At 61.1% G+C, this 16,044-nt stretch carries 16 protein-coding genes and 1 pseudogene; 2 read left to right on the top strand and 15 right to left on the bottom strand.

The genetic code is table 11. The features are described 5' to 3' along the window. Positions 1 to 170 precede the first annotated feature (170 nt). The 14 genes from ACAX43_RS03420 to ACAX43_RS03355 all read right to left on the bottom strand — a co-directional run bounded on the left by ACAX43_RS03420 (position 171) and on the right by ACAX43_RS03355 (position 13,677). Entirely contained in the window at positions 171 to 1,160 is a 990-nt protein-coding gene (locus tag ACAX43_RS03420) for an ABC transporter ATP-binding protein (RefSeq protein WP_370706995.1), read from the bottom strand. Then, positions 1,157 to 2,143 (bottom strand): ABC transporter ATP-binding protein, encoded by a 987-nt coding sequence (locus ACAX43_RS03415; protein ID WP_370706994.1) that lies wholly within the window; start codon positions 2,141 to 2,143, stop codon positions 1,157 to 1,159. The genes ACAX43_RS03420 and ACAX43_RS03415 overlap by 4 nt, the downstream gene beginning before the upstream one ends. After that, a complete protein-coding gene (locus ACAX43_RS03410; protein ID WP_370707099.1) occupies positions 2,140 to 3,015 on the bottom strand; it encodes an ABC transporter permease in 876 nt (291 codons plus the stop codon). The genes ACAX43_RS03415 and ACAX43_RS03410 overlap by 4 nt, the downstream gene beginning before the upstream one ends. Before the next feature lie 106 nt (positions 3,016 to 3,121). Next, positions 3,122 to 4,099 carry an ABC transporter permease gene (locus ACAX43_RS03405; RefSeq protein ID WP_370706993.1) on the bottom strand — a complete coding sequence of 326 codons (978 nt, stop codon included), beginning with the start codon at positions 4,097 to 4,099 and terminating at the stop codon, positions 3,122 to 3,124. Positions 4,100 to 4,249: 150 nt separating this feature from the next. Then, positions 4,250 to 5,377: a histidinol-phosphate transaminase gene (gene hisC / locus ACAX43_RS03400; protein ID WP_370706992.1), complete on the bottom strand. Its 1,128-nt coding sequence runs from the start codon at positions 5,375 to 5,377 to the stop codon at positions 4,250 to 4,252. Positions 5,378 to 5,446: 69 nt separating this feature from the next. Continuing rightward, positions 5,447 to 6,211 (bottom strand): HD domain-containing protein, encoded by a 765-nt coding sequence (locus ACAX43_RS03395; protein ID WP_370706991.1) that lies wholly within the window; start codon positions 6,209 to 6,211, stop codon positions 5,447 to 5,449. A gap of 40 nt (positions 6,212 to 6,251) precedes the next feature. After that, complete coding sequence (locus tag ACAX43_RS03390) at positions 6,252 to 6,920, bottom strand: 4-carboxy-4-hydroxy-2-oxoadipate aldolase/oxaloacetate decarboxylase (protein WP_370706990.1); 669 nt, start codon at positions 6,918 to 6,920, stop codon at positions 6,252 to 6,254. 46 nt (positions 6,921 to 6,966) lie between these two features. Then, entirely contained in the window at positions 6,967 to 7,623 is a 657-nt protein-coding gene (locus ACAX43_RS03385; protein ID WP_370706989.1) for an RraA family protein, read from the bottom strand. Between the two features lie 2 nt (positions 7,624 to 7,625). Then, entirely contained in the window at positions 7,626 to 8,309 is a 684-nt protein-coding gene (locus ACAX43_RS03380) for an RraA family protein (protein ID WP_370706988.1), read from the bottom strand. A gap of 46 nt (positions 8,310 to 8,355) precedes the next feature. Next, complete coding sequence (locus tag ACAX43_RS03375; RefSeq protein ID WP_370706987.1) at positions 8,356 to 9,363, bottom strand: protocatechuate 3,4-dioxygenase; 1,008 nt, start codon at positions 9,361 to 9,363, stop codon at positions 8,356 to 8,358. 40 nt (positions 9,364 to 9,403) lie between these two features. Continuing rightward, the gene (locus tag ACAX43_RS03370) at positions 9,404 to 10,441 is read right to left on the bottom strand and encodes an amidohydrolase family protein (RefSeq protein WP_370706986.1); all 1,038 of its coding nucleotides are present in this window, start codon (positions 10,439 to 10,441) and stop codon (positions 9,404 to 9,406) included. A 118-nt stretch (positions 10,442 to 10,559) separates the two neighbouring features. Then, entirely contained in the window at positions 10,560 to 10,730 is a 171-nt protein-coding gene (locus ACAX43_RS03365) for a hypothetical protein (protein WP_370706985.1), read from the bottom strand. Between the two features lie 157 nt (positions 10,731 to 10,887). After that, positions 10,888 to 12,336: an NAD-dependent succinate-semialdehyde dehydrogenase gene (locus tag ACAX43_RS03360; RefSeq protein ID WP_370706984.1), complete on the bottom strand. Its 1,449-nt coding sequence runs from the start codon at positions 12,334 to 12,336 to the stop codon at positions 10,888 to 10,890. A gap of 81 nt (positions 12,337 to 12,417) precedes the next feature. Next, on the bottom strand, positions 12,418 to 13,677 hold the full coding sequence (locus tag ACAX43_RS03355) for a Rieske 2Fe-2S domain-containing protein (RefSeq protein WP_370706983.1): 1,260 nt from the start codon (positions 13,675 to 13,677) through the stop codon (positions 12,418 to 12,420). 257 nt (positions 13,678 to 13,934) lie between these two features. Between ACAX43_RS03355 and ACAX43_RS03350 the strand changes: the two genes are divergently transcribed. Both ACAX43_RS03350 and ACAX43_RS03345 read left to right on the top strand, forming a co-directional pair. After that, complete coding sequence (locus ACAX43_RS03350) at positions 13,935 to 14,894, top strand: 2Fe-2S iron-sulfur cluster-binding protein (protein ID WP_370706982.1); 960 nt, start codon at positions 13,935 to 13,937, stop codon at positions 14,892 to 14,894. A gap of 153 nt (positions 14,895 to 15,047) precedes the next feature. Further along, positions 15,048 to 15,797: a FadR/GntR family transcriptional regulator gene (locus ACAX43_RS03345; RefSeq protein ID WP_370706981.1), complete on the top strand. Its 750-nt coding sequence runs from the start codon at positions 15,048 to 15,050 to the stop codon at positions 15,795 to 15,797. 126 nt (positions 15,798 to 15,923) lie between these two features. Here the strand turns inward: ACAX43_RS03345 and ACAX43_RS03340 are convergent. After that, positions 15,924 to 16,037: pseudogene (locus tag ACAX43_RS03340) on the bottom strand (IS6 family transposase); the annotation flags it as partial. Positions 16,038 to 16,044: the final 7 nt, after the last annotated feature.

Here is a 16,044-nt window from a genome sequence, read left to right as displayed (position 1 = left end):
CGGCACAATTTTATGCCGGCGCAAGCCGGCTTTTTTGTGCCTCGGCTCACGCTCGATGCGATTTCATCGACGCATTGTCACGGCGCCCATGAAAATGGCCCGGTGTGAGCCCGCCGGCATTGCTGCCATGCGGTTCACACCGGACCAGATTTCGAGTACGCCGATCAGATTCAGTCGATCAGATGGCACGCTGCGAATTGCCCATCGCCAGCGGCCCGCAATTCAGGCACCGTCTCCTTGCAAAGGGGCAACGCGCGTGGGCAGCGCGGATGAAAATGGCAGCCCGAAGGCGGATTCATCGGCGACGGAATCTCGCCCTTGATTGCGTAGAAGGTCTTCTTGCGCTTGTCGAGCGACGGCACTTCCGCCAGCAATGCCTGTGTGTACGGATGCTGTGAATTCAGATAGACCTGCTCGGTGGGTCCCGATTCGACGATCTTGCCGAGATACATGACGACAATGCGATCCGCGATATGGCGTACCACGCCCAGATCGTGGCTGATGAACAGATACGTCAAACCGAGCTCTTCGCGCAGCTTGATAAACAGGTTCAGCACCTGAGCCTGGATCGACACGTCGAGCGCCGCCACCGACTCATCGCAAACCAGAAACTTCGGATTCACCGAAAGCGCTCGCGCAATACCGATACGCGCACGCTGACCGCCCGAGAACTGATGGGCGAAACGGTCCATCGAATCCGGGTCGAGACCCACGCGTTCAAACAGCGCACCGACAAAATCGCGGGTATCCGCCTTGCGGATAAAACCGTGCACGTGCGCCCCTTCCGCGACGATATCCGCGGCACGCATGCGCGGATTCAACGATGCATATGGGTCCTGGAAGATCATCTGGATATCCAGTTCAGCGCGATTGCGCTCGCGCCGCCCGAGCGCCGCCATATCCGTTTCCTGCCAGTAGCGCTTGCCGCTCGTCGGCCAGTAGACGCCCGCCGCCAGACGGCCGACTGTCGATTTGCCGCAGCCGGATTCGCCGACCAGGCCGACCACCTCGCCGGCGCTCACACTCAGGCTCAGATCCGTGACCGCCTGCACGCCTTTCGGTGGCTGTCGTCCGGTGACCGCGCGGACGAACCGCCCGGTCGCATCCTGTCTGGGCGCGAACGTCTTCGTAACGTTACGCAATTCGAGCAGCGGGGTCATGCGATCTCCTCGTGTTCATCGACGACGGGCCGGATGCAGCGAACCATGTGGCCGTCGTGGTCAATCGATTCGGCAATCTCGTGCGCGCATTCGGGCACCGCGGACGAACAGCGCGTGCGGAACGCGCAGCCGCCGCCTAACGCGAGCGGCGACGGCGGCGCACCGGGAATCTGCCGCAGCATCACGCCTTTTGGATTACGACTCGGAATCGAGTTCATCAACCCGCGGGTGTACGGATGACGCGGCGTGTCGAGCACCTGGTCGACGCTGCCATATTCGGCGATCCGGCCGCCGTACATCACGCATACCCGATCCGCGAGCCCCGCGACCACCGAGAGGTCGTGCGTGATCCAGATCAGCGCAGTGCCCGAGTTGCGGCAAAGTTGCTGGATCTCGCCGAGAATCTGTGCCTGAATGGTGACGTCGAGCGCGGTAGTCGGTTCGTCGGCGATGACCACCTCGGGCCGGTTGATCAATGCAATCGCAATCGCGACGCGCTGACGCATGCCGCCGGAGAACTGATGCGGATAACACTTCAGACGCTCGTCCGGCGCCGGAATGCCGACCTGCGCAAGCGCCGCGCGCGCTTCGTCGAGCGCTGCACGGCGGCTCATCGGCCGGTGCGCGAGTACCGCCTCGACCATTTGCGTATCGATGCGCAGCACGGGATTGAGCGTCATCATCGGATCCTGGAAGATCATCGAGATCCGGTTGCCGCGAATCTTGCGCCATTGCGCTTCCGTGCACGCGGCCAGTTCTTCGCCCGCCAGCTTGATGCTGCCGCTCACCACGTTGCCCGGCGGATCGATCAAACCCATGATTGAATAGCCGGTTTGCGATTTGCCGGAACCGGACTCGCCGACCACGCCAAGAATTTCGCCGCGCGCGACGCTGAAACTCACACCGTTCACTGCTTTCACAATGCCACGCGGCGTCGTGAAATGAGTGCACAGATTGTCCACCTGCAATGCGGGTTGCGTCATTTCTTCAACCTCGGGTTGAGCACATCGCGCAGGCGATCCGCCATCAGGTTCAGGCACAGCATCAGCAACAGCAGCGCGACGCCGGGGAAAACGCTGATCCAGTAAGAACCGGACAGCAGGTAGTTGTAGCCATTCGAAATCAGCAGACCGAGCGACGGCTCCGTGATCGGCAGCCCAAGACCCAGAAACGACAGCGTTGCTTCAAGCGAAATCGTGGTCGCCATCTGCACGGTCGCGACGACCAGCAGCGGCGGTATGCAATTGGGCAGCACATGCCGAAAAATGATCCGCGTGTCGCTCAGTTTCAGGCAGCGCGCCGCCTCCACATACTCCTTGCGCAACTCGACGAGCGCGGAACCTCGCGCGGTACGCGCATACACGGCCCATTGAACCAGCACGAGTGCATAGATGATCTTGTCCACGCCTTTGCCGAATGCCGCGATAAACACCAGCGCAATCAGAATCGAAGGAAACGAAAGCTGGATGTCGGCAAGGCGCATGATCAGCGCGTCGACCTTCCGGCCATAGAATGCGCCGACCAGACCCAGCGCGACACCAATGACCAAGGCCAGCACGGTACAGGCGAGGCTCACGTACAAGCTTGTACGCATGCCGTAGAGAATCGCGGATAGCATGTCGCGCCCCTGGTCGTCAGTGCCCAGCCAGTAGATGTGCGTGCCCATCGACGCATGCGCGAGCGGCGGAAGCTGCGAATCGCTGAGGTCGAGTTGTGCAAGATCATACGGATTCTGCGGCGCAATCCACGGCGCGAACACGGCCAGCGCAGCAATCGCGACAAATAGCACGAGCCCCGTGAGGGCGAGTTTGCTCTGGCGGAATTCGCTCCATAGCGCGCTCAGTTGACCGCCCATGCGCGCAAACCGATGGGGGCGCTTCGCCGCTTTCGCGGTGGATGCGGCGGATACAGCGGATTGGGCGCGAGGTTCAGCCACGGTCGTTCCTGTACTGGGTCCCATGTCAATTCCCCTCCGCTGTCACTGAGATGCGCGGATCGAGCAGCGAATACAGAATGTCGACAACCAGATTGATCAGCATGTAAATCGCCGCGACGGTCAGCAGATAGGCAATCACCACCGGGCGATCGAGCGCGTTGATCGAATCGATCAGCAGTTTGCCCATGCCCGGCCAAGCGAACACGGTTTCCGTGACAATCGAAAACGCAATCAAGCCGCCCAGGTTGATACCGATCACCGTCACGAGCGGAATCATGATGTTCTTCAGGATATGCACGCCAACGATGCGGGGCGAACTCAACCCTTTGGCGCGCGCGAACTTCACGTAGTCGGTCAGCGCCGTTTCGCGCGTCGACGAATACGCGAGCCGGATAATCAGCGCGATGTTGAACAACGCGAGATTCAGCGCCGGCAACAACAGATGCTTCCAGCCGTCCAACGTCAGAAAGCTCACTTGCATGCCGAGCCATGAAGTCGTGGTGCCACGGCCTCCCGAAGGCAACCAGCCGAGGATCACCGAACAGACGAGAATCAGAATCAGGCCGACCCAGAATGTCGGCAGACTGAAACCGATCGTCGACGACGCAGTAATGATGCGCGAGCTGAGTTTTTCAGGGCGCAGTCCCGCATACATGCCGAGCGGAATGCCGATGACGATCGCCATCAGCATTGCGATGACCGACAGTTCGAGCGTAGCGGGCATTCGCGAGACGATCATCTGCGCGACCGGTGCGCCGGTCAGGAACGAGGTGCCGAAGTCGCCGCGCAACGAGTGAGTGAGGAAATGCCAGTACTGAAGCCACGACGGCTGATCCAGTCCGAGCGAGGCGATGATGCGTGTGCGCATCTCGGGTGTCGCGCTGTCGGGGACCATCAGCGCAATCGGATCGCCCACCACGTAGACGCCGGCAAACACGAGCAGCGACATCGCCCAGAGCGCAAGGACGCTCTGAAACAGTCTCCGCAGAATAAACTCAAACATGGATTGTCTCGCTCCAACGGGGAATGACTTCAAGCGACAGGACTTGTATTTGCCTGTTTGTGGCCACGGATGCTGCGGGCATTCCGTGGCCGGGCTCTATCTCAAAAGTATAATATAGTTTAATTTAGGTGAGTTTCTATCTCACGCATCTCAGGCATTGACCACCACGAGTTCACGCAGCGCCGTAAAGAACCTTTCGTTTTCTTGCGGCAATCCGACTGTGACGCGCAGCCACTCGGCCAGCCCGTAGTCCACGACCTTGCGCACGATGATGCCGCGCTTGAGCAGCGCATCGAACAGCTCGACCGAATTACCCACCTTGATGACCACGAAGTTGCCCTGGCTTTTCACATACTCGAGCCGCAGCGCGTCGCAGACCTCGTAGAACCGCTCGATCCCTTCACGATTCAGACGATACGATTCGTTCAGATAGTTGTCGTCGTTCAGTGCGGCGATGGCGGCGGCCTGCGCCAGCGAATTGACATTGAATGTCTGCCGCACACGATTCAGAAGATCGGTGACGTAAGGCGTGGCGATTGCAAACCCGACCCGCAGACCGGCAAGCCCGAACGCCTTCGAGAAGGTTCGCGACACGACCAGATTCGGATAGCGCCGGACAAGTTCGGTGCTGTCGTAGCGATGGTTCGGTTCGAGATACTCGTTATAGGCCTCGTCAAGCAGTACGACGACATTAGCCGGGATGCGGTCGAGAAACGATGTCAGTTCGTCGACGCTGAAGAACGTGCCGGTCGGGTTGTTCGGGTTCGCGAGGTACACCACGCGCGTCGCGGCATTGACCGCTTGCGCCATCGCGTCGAGATCGTGGCCGTAGTTTTTAGCGGGCACGGCGACCATCCGCGCACCTGTCGCCTTGACCGCGTTCTGCCACGCCATGAATGCGTATTGCGACGATACGGCATTGCAATCGCTGTCCGGTTGCGCGGCCTGCAGGAATGCACGCGCGACGAGTTCGAGAATGTCGCTCGAGCCGTTGCCGAGTGTGATCCAGTTGCGTTCGACATTGTACTTCTGGCTCAACGCCACCTTCAGCGCATGGCCGTTAGGATCGGGGTAACGCGCCCCGCTGTTGATGGTCGCGTCGATTGCCGCGCGTGCCTTCGGTGGCATGCCGAGCGGATTTTCATTCGAGGCGAGCTTGATGATGCTGGCTTCCGGCAGCCCGTACTCGCGCGCCGTTTCTTCGATGGGTTTGCCTGCCTGATACGGCTTCAACGATCCGATGTAGGCGGGAGCAACGGGACGCAATTCGGTTGTCATGGGATTACCTTTGCTGACTTCGATAGAGGAATGAGAATGAGCGGCGCACCGCTCGCAACCAAAGGGAAGTTACAGGAATTTGGTCGGCCAGATCATCGTGCGCCAGATATGCGCCGACGGACTGCCGTCGAAACCGAGTCCTTCCTTCGGCTGCCGGAAATTGCGTCCGATGATGTCGACGAAATCGTCGAGACTCACTACCGCGTTCGGATCAAACGAATAGATGTCGTGCAGCGTGATCGAGCGGCTCGACATGTACCACTTGTGATTGCGCGCGTACTCGTAGTCGCGTTTGATATACGGTTCGGGCTCGTAATCCTTGCCGAAATAGCGCAGATACGCATCCGGATACCCGTAGCCCACCGATTCATCCGCGAAAAAGCGCAGCGCCTGGTGATACTGGATGGCCCAGCTGACCTCTTCGTCCACATATGGCGCAATCATTTGCGCGCCCCAATAGCCGTGATCGCCACGAATGAAGCCGGCCACGCTGATGTCGTGCAACAGGCAAGCCAGCACGATCTTCTCGTTTTGCCCAGCCTTCAGCGCGTGCGTCGCGCTTTGCAGTACATGATTGGCCGGCCCGAAACGGTACTTGAAGAAATCGATCAACGTGGGCTTCGCCGGCATTTTCTGCAGACGCGGGTCATCGCCCATCATGAAGGGGCCAGTGCCGGGCGGCGGTGGAATGGCCTGCGTCGGATCACGATCGCCTGATGTATAGATCACCGATTTCACCACGCGCCGGTCCAGCTCCGCGATCATCTCGTGTTCAAGCGCGTCGGCGCGCTCGGAAAGCGTAGGCTCATGCCCGCTTGCGGTTTGATTGCTCATTGCGATTGTTCCTCTGTCTCTTCGATACCGAACCGCGGGTTTAGCGATTCCATCCGTAAATATCGAGCGTCAACTCGCCGGCCGCGATGCGCGCGAGTATTTCCGCTTCCTTGTCTTCGCGTTCACGCGCCGCACGCAACGTCGCGCCAATCGAATCTTGCGCGATCACCACGACGCCGTCCGCATCGCCCGCCACCAGGTCGCCCGGCCGCACGGCGACGTCGCCGAGACGCAGCGGATGATTGATCCAGCCGCGTGCCGCGAAATCCTTGCTCGTGCCGCGAATGCACAGGCCGCGCGAAAACACCGGGAAGCCGATGCGCGCGAGCAGCTCGGCATCGCGCACGCAGCCATCGATAACCAGACCGGCGACACCGCGCTCCTTGGCCGCTGTCGACATCACTTCACCCCAGTAGCCGGCTTCATAGTGATCGCTCGTGTACACCACCAGCACGTCACCCGGCTGCGCGACGACCAGCGCGCGATGCAACCAGAGATTGTCGCCCGGTGGCGAATGCACGGTAACCGCTGGACCGCACACACGGAATGCCGGACTGACCGGCTTGATCGCCGACGGCAATGCGCCCAGTTTATTGGCGGCCTCGAGCAGCGTCGCGGACGGAAAGGCGCGGGCGGCCTCGATCACGTCTGCGGCCGGCCGCTCGATCGAAGCGGTGACGAGCGGCGAATCGATGAAAGGGTACGACATGGTGTCTCCTGATGGATATCCTGCTGGGACGATTGAGCAACGAGGCTCAGGCGACCACTTTGCTCTGTAGCGCGTGATAGTGATGTTGCCTGCGCGCTTCATCGAGCCGCATACCTTGCCGCGCCGCCTCGCGAATCGCGTGCTCCGCCGCATGAATCTCCTCGGCCGCGGCCAGCACGCGCTCCTCGTGGACATGCGGAATCACGATCACGCCATCCGCGTCGCCGACCAGCAGGTCGCCCGGCAACACACGGGCGTTGCCGATATTGACCGGCACCTGCGTACTTTCGACTTGCACACGGTCTTTACCGGTACGCATCCAGTGTCCCTTGCTGAAGAGCGGGTAACCCAGCGACAGGCACAGGCTCACATCGCGGCAGATACCATCAATGACGGTGCCGCCGATTTTCCGTCGATGCGCGATTTCCGTGAGAATGTCGCCCCACACCGTGCAGTCCTCGCGGCCCGCGTTGTCGAGCACGATCACGCTGCCTTCCGGAACGTCGTCGATATAGTCGCCGACAGTGCCCGGCGGCGTTGTCGGCGGTCCATAAAGAATCGTGAACGCGCGGCCACACAGCCGGAAACTCGCGTCGCGCGGCTTGATTCCCGTACATTGACCGACGATGCCGAGGCGATCCAGCGCATCGCTCAGTGTCGCGGTATCGAGGCGCTGTGCGCGCTGCGTGTTCGTGTCGCTCATGGTTACCCCCTATCCTGCAGCATATATTCGTAATCCGCGCCCATTACCTGCGCAATGGGCGCACCATTCAGCAGCCTTTTCGCCATCGCCGCTTCCTTGCCGGCAATCTGCTCGGCGGTGGCCAGCACGCGCTCGATGTCCGCGGCGGCGATGAAGATCACCGCGCTGTTGTCGGCGATCGCGTAGTCGCCCGGATTGACGTGAACCTGTGCAACCGTGATCGGCACATTGGTGCCGGCTTCGGCGACGCGATTGCGTGCGGTGAACGCCGTCAATGCCCGCGCGAAAACTGGAAAGTCGTATTGCCGCGCTTCATCGATATCGCGCACCGGGCCGTCGGCAATCACGCCCTCGATGCCGCGCAACGACGCGCCGAGCGAGAGAATGCCGCCCCAACTGCCGGCGTCGAGCCCCGTGTGCTGTTCGACCACGATCACGTCGCCAGCGCCTGCGGATTCGATCGCCGTCGTGCCGAGATGGCGCGGCGCACCGGCGTGAGCGGTGGTTTTCACCTGCGCGGCGTCCACCAGCTTTACGGTCACGACCTTGCCGGCAATCCGGCGCGAGGTCGAACGTTGCGGCAAGCCGGTGACCGTGCCGGCAAGACCGAGCTTGTCGAGCGCATCCGATACGGCGCAACAGTCGAGCCGCTGCAGGCGGCGGGTGTAGTCATCTGCTTTTTTCATGTGTGTCTGCTCCGTTCCTCATATTCGCTATTGCCGCTATTGCCGCTCACTCCCAGCAGGCAAACGCCATCCCCGAGCCCGTTCCGGCTTCCGAGCGATAACATGCGATGTAGTCGATCAGCGTCATCTTCAGCGACGCACTCCCGGCCAGACCGACGAGCGGCAGCCAGCTCTTGATTTCCGACGTATTGCCGTTGAAATACGGCTCCGGAATATCGCGTAGCGTGGCTTCGTCGCGTTCGGCGAGCGCAGCGAGCACGCGACGATCGAGTGCCTCGTCGACCACGAAGTGACTCATGCCGCCAGAGGCGACCACCACGACGCGAAGCTCGGCCGGCAAGCGCCGGATCGCCGCGCCAAGCGCGTGACCGAGTGCTAGGCAGCGCGCCACGCGAGGTTGATTCGGCGCCACGCCGACGTTCAGAAACACGGGTACCGAAGGTGGTGGCGCGTCGCGCATTACGCGGCGATAGACGAAGCCGAACGCGTGCGGAATGCCGTGCTGACGGTCCTCGCCCCCGGGCAGCCGATTCGAAACGGCCATATCGAAACCGTCATCGACAAGCGACTGCACCAGCTTCAACGCGTGATCCGGCGCACCGGCATAAACCGCCCCTTGCGGCGGACAATGACCGTCCTCGGCCTCCGCGACGCCCGGCGGCAGACGTTGGCGCTGTTCGTCCGACAGCGGCAGGTTTTCGATCTGCGCACCGCTGAATATCGTCATCGCAGGGGTCAGGTCGTCCTTGAACACCTCGCGCTGATCATTGCCGAGCACAAGGACGAGATCGGGCTTCATCGCGTGGAAGCGTTCGGCGAGCGTATCGAGTGCGCGCTGGCACGCGGCATAACGTTCCTGCTTTACCGCTTCGGTGACCGCAGCCGCAAAGCCCGGCGCGCGTGCTTCGAGCAGTGCCGGGTAGTCGTACGAACGCCCCTGAAACCAGTGCGACGGATTTTTCAGGTCGGCGCCGGCCCGCAAATGCCAGAGCTCGGGCGGCATCGACAGCAATGGGCCGTGCGACGTGGCGATCGCGCCGATCATCGTTGCCATGCCGCGCTCCCGTTGAACGTATTTTTCATGGCCGATGGCTTCAACGAGTTGCGGCCGTGCCAGCCGGCTGGTCGAGACGGAACACCTTGCGCGCGTTGCCTTCGAAAATCATCCGTTTCTCATCGCCGCTGAGCCATTCGAAACTTTCGATAACCGGACGAATGTCGTCCAGCCAGCGCCCCGTCTGCGGATCCTTCACCGTGCCGACGCCCGGCCGCTCCGCACCGAAGATGCAGCGATCCGCACCGACCGTCTTGATGAGCAAACGCAGCGCCTCTTCCGAATACAACACCGTGTCGTAGTAGAGACGGCGCAAGCTGTCGAGAAACGGTTCGCTTGCGCGTCCCGGCCGCAGCGACGGCGCCTGGAAGCGGCCGAACTGATACGGCACCGCGCCGCCGCCGTGCGAGACGACGATCTTCAACTGCGGGAAATCCTTGAACACGCGCGAACGGGCGAGCGCCATCACCGCAATCGTTTCTTCGTTGATGAAGTGCAGCGAGTAGTTGTGCCGCTCGGAACGGCATCCCGCCGAATGCAAATACGCGGGTACATCGAGTTCGACGAGCTTCTCATATAGCGGATACCAGTATTCGCTGCCGAGGTCGGGCACTTCGTTGGTCGCGAGCCCCTCGCTCGGGTCGGTATTCAGCAGCACGCCGACGAGACCGAGTTCCTTGATGCAGCGCTCCAGTTCCGGCAGACATCCGCTGATCGGCGAGCCCCACGCCTGCGGCAAGCCGCCGATGCCGCGAAACGTCTGCGGCATGAGCCGCGCCTGTTGCGCGATCATGTCGTTGGTTTCCTCAGTGAACCAGTGAACGATCTTCGCGGGCTTTTCGCTATGCATCATCTGGTACGGACGCGGCGAGATCAGCTGCAGATCCGTACCGATATCACGCAACTGCTGCACGTGCGATTTGGTACCGAATGTCGGCGCATTGAGCACCGCAAGCATTTCATCGTCGCTGATCTGCGCAGTGCCACGGCCATGCGCGCCGCGGTGGGAAACAAGACCGGACTTCCAGACATAAAGCGAATCCGGCGCGGTGACGTGCGCGTGCGCATCGATGATCATGAGTGTCTCCGTTAAGTATTGTAGGTTCAGGCCCGGATCGATTCCGGCTCGAATTGGATGATTGCCGTCGCCGTCATCGGAATAAAGCTGGTGCGAACGATCTCGATTCGCTCCTGCATCAGGCGACGATCAGGCTCAGCTCTATCGACAGCGCATCGGCAAAGCGCTCCGGGTTCGCACCGGCAATCCACGCGCCGCCCTTCGCGCCCATGCCGATCTCGACTTGCACGGACTCCCAGACTGTCGAGGTCTGAGCATGCTTACCGGCCTGCATGCGGTCATCTGTCATTAGTCGTACGAATCTTATTGGCTAATCCGCGAGCAGGCTTCGAACGGCGCTCAAAGCGCTCGCCGCTTCAGGGAAATCGTGCTAACTATAATATATATAACTTATTTGAGATTGGCCAGCGGCGATCGAGATTTCAATCACCGCTTGCGCAACGCGCTCAGGACACGGCTTGCTGAACGAACTTCGTGACCAGGTACGCCTGCAAACCCTCAGTGCCGTTTTCGGAGCCGATGCCGCTCTCCTTGACGCCGCCGAACGGTACTTCCGGCCCGGAGACCAGCATGCTATTGATGCCGATCATGCCGGCCTCGAGCCCGTTCGACAGTTGCAACGCGCGCCGATCCGAACCGGTGAACGCATAGGCCGCCAGTCCATATTTCAGGCGATTGGCACGCTCCAGCACTTCTTCGACGGTGCTGAACGAACTGAAGGGGACCACGGGGCCGAACGGTTCTTCGTTCATGATCCGCGCCTGTTCTGGCACGTCGGCCAGCACGGTAGGCGCGTAGAAGAAACCTGGGCGATTCAGGCGCTGGCCGCCGAGCAGCAAGCGCGCGCCGTGCGCCACGGCGTCCTTGACGAACTCGTCTGCCGCGGCGAGCCGGCGTGCGTTGGCAACCGGGCTCGCCTGCGTGTCGGGCTCGAAGGCCGAGCCGACCTTCAGCTTTGCGGCGACTTCGACGAACTTGTCGATAAACGCGCCGTACACGCCCTCCTGAATATAGAAGCGCGTGGGCGAAATGCAGGCTTGCCCCGCCTGGCGAAATTTCGCGCTGGCGGTCATCGTGGCAATGCGCGTCACGTCGACGTCGTCGCAGACGATCATCGGCGCATGCCCACCCAGTTCCATCACCAGTTTCTTGAGGCCGTGCGTTGCGGCGAGGCCCGCGAGATGCTTGCCGACCGGAATCGACCCGGTGAATGCCACCGCCTTGATGACATCCGACGCGATCAGATATTCCGATACTTTTGCCGGCACGCCGAACACCAGATTCAGCACGCCAGGCGGCAAACCCGCATCCTGGAAGCAGCGCACCATCGCCGTGGTGGACCCGGGCGTTTCTTCGGCAGCCTTCAGAATCACCGAGCAACCTGCCGCAAGCGCGGCCGCCACAGTGCGCGCGGGAATCCGCACGGGAAAATTCCACGGCGTGAACGCCGCCACCGGTCCGACCGGCACTTTCAGCACGAGCTGGCGCGAATTCGGCAGCGGGCCGGGCACCACGCGCCCATAAGCACGACGCCCCTCTTCCGCGAACCATTTGACGATATCGGCTGAGCTGTGCGCCTCCTGCAGGCCGTCGGCCAGCATCTTGCCGTGTTCGAAACTCATCAGCGTGCCGATTTCGTCGGCGCGTTCGTGCATCAGCGCGGCGGCTTTATCGATGATGACGGCTCGCTCGACCGTGCTCATGCGCGACCACGTCGCAAACCCGGCCGCGGCTGCGGCGAGCGCGTCGTCGAGGTCGGATTGCGTGGCAAGCGGCAAGTGCGCGAGCACCGTTTCGTCGGCGGGATTGATCACCGGCTGGGTATCGCGCCCCCCGGTGCGCCACTCGCCATTGATGAACAAGCCGAGTTGAATGTCGTAACTTCTGGTATGCATCTGCTTCTCCGATACTCTGATGTCCGGTCGGCGCGAGGCGCCGCCGTGTGCTGTTTTCGCACCGTTACTGTAGCGCGGACGTCACGGCTCCATGCCCATCGCGTCGAGAAAAGCTTGCCGGACGTGCTCCGGCTGACCCGCCTGAAAGCGGAAATCCTGCAGATGATGCTTCCACAACGGATGATTCGCGATCTCCGCGCGGGTCATGCCTTCGACGAACGTGGCGCGTGCGGCAATCGGCAACTCCACACATTCATTGAGCTTCGGATCGCGGATGATGCCCTTAGGCTCGCCGCCGTTCGCAATCACTTCGAGTTCCTCGAAGAAGCGCCGGCGTAGCATGACGATGCCGCGATCGCAGCTACCCAGGTTCTCTTTCGTGCGATCGGCAACCACACCCTGCCCCGCCCACGCGACGAAATCCTGGTTCATCACGTGACTCGTAATCCAGCGGCCGGTCTGCGGATCGGTCACCGGGCCGTGCCACGTCGGCACACTCTTCTGCTCATAGGGCTCGCTTTCTTTGGGCACGCGGGCGAAAGCCCAAGTCACGCTCAGCGTGCGCGAGTCGTCGACCGGCACGCGCCACTCGAAATGCTCGCCGAGAAAGAATGCGTTCGGCCACAGGCACACACGGCCGATCGACCAGAGCGGATCGTTTTCGTCCGCGTCGCCGCGCAGGCGCTTGTAGATGAACCCGTAGTCGAATTCGTCGAAATCGAGCTGTTTGTGAGCGGGCGAGTACGGGCCCGTCTGACCATTCAGGCGCGCGGTCCAGTTGTTGTGCATCCATTCGAAGTGGATCGGATCGATCGAGTTTTCCTGGCATTGCAGCCAGTTGCACGGCACTTCGGAAATCACGATTTGAACGAAACCGTTCTTCCAGGAGAACGGCTCCCAGTTCGGCACGAGCGGCGCGGGTTGCGGCCCAAGGTACGCCCACAGAAGACCCGCCTTCTCCTCGACCGGATATGCCTTGATCTTCACCCGCTCTTTCAGCTTCAATTGCGGATTGGCCATGTCTTCATACGGCTGCTCCGTGCACTTGCCGCCCTGGTCGTAGAGCCAGCCGTGGTAATTGCAGCGCAGTCCGCATTTTTCGACGAAGCCATACGCGAGATCGGCGCGGCGGTGCGGACACTGGCGGTCGATCAGGCCGAAATTGCCGCTCAGGTCTTTGTACAGCACGAGATCTTCGCCGAGCAGGCGCACGGGCTTGACGGCCACTTCGTCGAACTCGCTCACGCCGGCAATCGGCATCCAGTATCGCCGCAACAGGTCGCCCATCGGCTCTCCCGGCCCGACCTTCGTCAAGAGTTCGTTCTTTGCTTGGGACAGCATTCTTCAAGTCTCCATTGTTATCGCTCGGCCGATGCGTCGCACACGCGAATGCTTCGGCTGCCTCGGCCGGCTGTCATTCCCGCCGCCTCCAGAATCGATCTAATGATAATACACATTAGACATTATGAAGCCATCGACGTGCTCGACCAGCTTCCGTCCTGTGCTTGCCGACGCTGTTTCGATAATATATATTACACATCAAGATATGCGCAACAGAATTTGCGTCTGCGCGACGAGACAACTCCGGACGAGTCAACATGAAGAAGGCTATGGATACGCTACAGGTGCACCTTCGCGCGATCAGATACGAGGCGCCCACTATCAACACATATGAGTTTCATGCGGCTGATGGTTCGCCGCTGCCCGGCTTCACAGCCGGCGCGCACATCGATCTACACTTGCCCAACGGGCTGATTCGCAGCTATTCGCTTTGCAATTCCCCGCAGGACACGCACCGCTACGTGATCGGCGTGAATCGCGATCCGTCGAGCCGCGGTGGCTCGTCCTGGGTGCACGAGACGCTGCGCGTCGGCGCCGTGCTGACGATCGGCGCGCCAGCCAACAACTTCCCGCTGGTCGAGGACGCCACGCATACGGTGCTTATCGCGGGAGGAATCGGCATCACGCCGCTCATGGGCATGATTCAGCGCCTGGAGGCACTAGGACGGTCGTGGGAACTGCACTATTGCACGCGCACCCGCGAAACCACGGCATTCGTCGATGCGTTGCGCCAATACGGATCGCGCGTACAGTTTCATCACGATGGCGAACCGGATGGAAAGCGGCTCGAATTCGCCACGGTATTGCCGCGGCACGACGACCGTACGCATTTCTATTGCTGCGGCCCGACGGCCATGTTGAATGCGTTCGAAGCAACCGCAGCGAACTGTGGCGGCGGCGCACGTTTTCATGTCGAGTACTTTGCCGCCGGCGAGGCCCCGGCAACGTCCGGCGGCTTTAACGTGCAACTCGCGCGCTTAGGCCGCGTGATTCGAGTCAGTGCGGGCAAGACGATTCTCGATGCATTGATCGACGAAGGGATCGAGGTCAGCTACTCCTGCTCACAAGGCGTGTGCGGCACGTGCGAAACACGTGTGCTCGAAGGTGTGCCGGACCATCGCGACATGGTGCTGACAAAGGGTGAACAGGAGGCGAACCGATCGATGATGATCTGCTGCTCGGGCAGCAGAAGCGAGTGTCTGGTGCTCGATTTGTGACCCCGGAATGCGCGAGAATATCTGCTAACTGTATAACCGTATGATTATTCGTCGGCTATGCTAACATCGCGATCAGTCTTTCGGGGTCGCACCACGCCTGCGTGCCTGCACCCCGATTCAACAGCTCGCCACGCTCAGGTCCGGAGATCCGAATTGAAAAAAGGTACTGTCGAAACTACGCCGCTGTGGGAACCGGTGCAGACGGAAACCTTATCCTGGCGCATTGTTTCGCAGGTGCGCGCAGCCGTCTTTTCCGGCCAGATCAAGACGGGGGATTTCCTCGGCAGCGAAACGTCGCTGTCCGCGCAATTCAACGTGAGCCGCATGGCCGCTCGCGATGCCTTGCGCACGCTTGAAGCAGTCGGCATCGTGGAGATCCGCATGGGCGCGAAAGGCGGCGCATGGATTGCGCAAGGCAATCCAGAACGCTTCGCGGACGCGCTGGCGATTCAATTGCATCTGATCGGCGTCACCGGCGAGGAAATCTTCGACGCGCAGATGGCGATCGAAGTCACGTCAGCAGAACTGGCCGCACAAAACGCCACCGAAGAAGACCTCAAGAAGCTGAGCGGGATCCTGTCCGAACTCGACAAGCTGCGTGACGATCCGCTCGCGTTCACGGATGCTTCGCTGCGCTTTCATGAAGCGATCGTCGAGTCGTCGCACAACCGCGTTCTGCTCGCGCAATTCCGGGCGCTGCGTTTTGTATTGCAGCCGCTGCTCGCGCCGAACACCACGCACGCGATCGCCGCGCGCGTGATCCGCTCCCACAAGTCGGTGCTGAATGCGATCGAAGCGCGAGAGAGCGTCAAGGCGCGCGAAATCATGCAGCAACGGGTGAAGGTGATTCGTTCGCGCGTGTTGTCTGGCACAGCCGCGCAACATGGCGCAGACAATGAGTAACGAGAGTGAACCATTCCGAATTGGTAAGGCGCGTCGCCTGCCGCTAAGGGCTAAAGTGACGTGACAAGGCACTGTCAACGTGCGGGACTTCGTCGGTGCTGATGGATGAGGCACTGAAGCTCGGAAAGCATTCGACGAAGTTTGGGTGACATTGGTAAATTCGCGCCATGCGGCGAACCGGGCCGCGAGGTGTTTGCGATAAAGAAAAGCGCGCAGCAGATGTCGTTTCAGTGCGAAGTGCCATCCG

The organism is Paraburkholderia sp. IW21 (assembly GCF_041321145.1).
Classification (GTDB): domain Bacteria; phylum Pseudomonadota; class Gammaproteobacteria; order Burkholderiales; family Burkholderiaceae; genus Paraburkholderia.
This window is presented reverse-complemented; position numbering and strand designations above follow the sequence as displayed.